A 1,025-nucleotide genomic window follows, 5' to 3' on the forward strand; every position below is an offset into this window, starting at 1 on the left:
AGGTTGGCGGCCATGGCACGGGCGGTCTTCCGCGACCAGTCGTGGCCGCTCCCGCCCTCGAGGAAGCTGGGCCCGGGGCCGGGGCCCTGGTTCCAGTAGGTCCACGCCTGGCCGGGGATCGTGTAGCCGATGTCCTGCAGGCCGCCGGTGATCTCGCTGATCACATGGTGGGCACCGTCCTCGTTGCCGGTGACGACGACGCCCGCGACCCGGTTGTAGGCGACCGGCCGGCCCTCGTCGTCCGTCTCGGACAGCATGGCGTCCATCCGCTCCAGGACCCGCTTGGCGACCNNACGCGAGGATCCTCGCGTGGACGTCCGGCCAGGCGTCGCCCTCGTGCACGGCCTCGCTGACCACGCCCGGGGCGATGTCCAGGTCCACCGCGCGGACGACGTCGACCTCCACGCCCTCCTTCTGCAGCTGCTCGGTGACGGTGCGGAAGAGCGCCTCGGTGTTGGAGGTCTCCGGTGACTTCTTCAGGGTGCAGTTGATCACGAGTGCCTTCATACCGTCATAAAGTACCCCCCGGGCGGGCAGGCAGGGTGTCCCGGCGCGGCCCGGGTACCCGGCTCCCATGGAACACCGCCTCGAAGAACCCCAGCTGCCCGCGCCGCGCGGCCCCCTCAGCCCCCGTGTACGGCGACGATCTCCAGCTGGCCCTGTACCTCTGCTACGAACTGCACTACCGCGGTTTCGCGGGTGTGGCGCCCGACCTCGAATGGGACCCGGAGCTGCTGCGGACCCGCGCCGCCCTGGAGGACCGCTTCCTCACCGCCCTGCGCGCGGNNGGGCGAGCTGTGGCACGTGCGCGAGTACGCCGCGCAGCGGTCGCTGTACCACCTCAAGGAGGCCGACCCGCACGCCTGGGTGCTCCCCCGGCTGCAGGGACGCGCCAAGGCGGCGATGGCGGCGGTGGAGTTCGACGAGTACGGCGGCGGCCGCCCCGACCGGGTGCACGCCCGCCTGTTCGCCGACCTGATGGCGGACCTGGGCCTGGACACGACGTACGGCCGCTATCTGGACGC

Annotated in this window: 2 pseudogenes; one reads left to right on the forward strand and one right to left on the reverse strand. The window is 71.9% G+C overall.

Annotation, left to right across the window (positions count from 1 at the left end):
* Positions 1-507: pseudogene (locus tag B7L92_RS37835) on the reverse strand (flavodoxin family protein); the annotation flags it as partial.
* A gap of 67 nt (positions 508-574) precedes the next feature.
* Here B7L92_RS37835 and B7L92_RS37840 point away from each other — a divergent pair.
* Positions 575-1,025: pseudogene (locus tag B7L92_RS37840) on the forward strand (iron-containing redox enzyme family protein); the annotation flags it as partial.

Origin of the sequence: Streptomyces viridosporus, from assembly GCF_002078235.1 — a bacterium.
In the GTDB taxonomy this organism is placed as follows: Bacteria; Actinomycetota; Actinomycetes; order Streptomycetales; family Streptomycetaceae; genus Streptomyces; species Streptomyces viridosporus.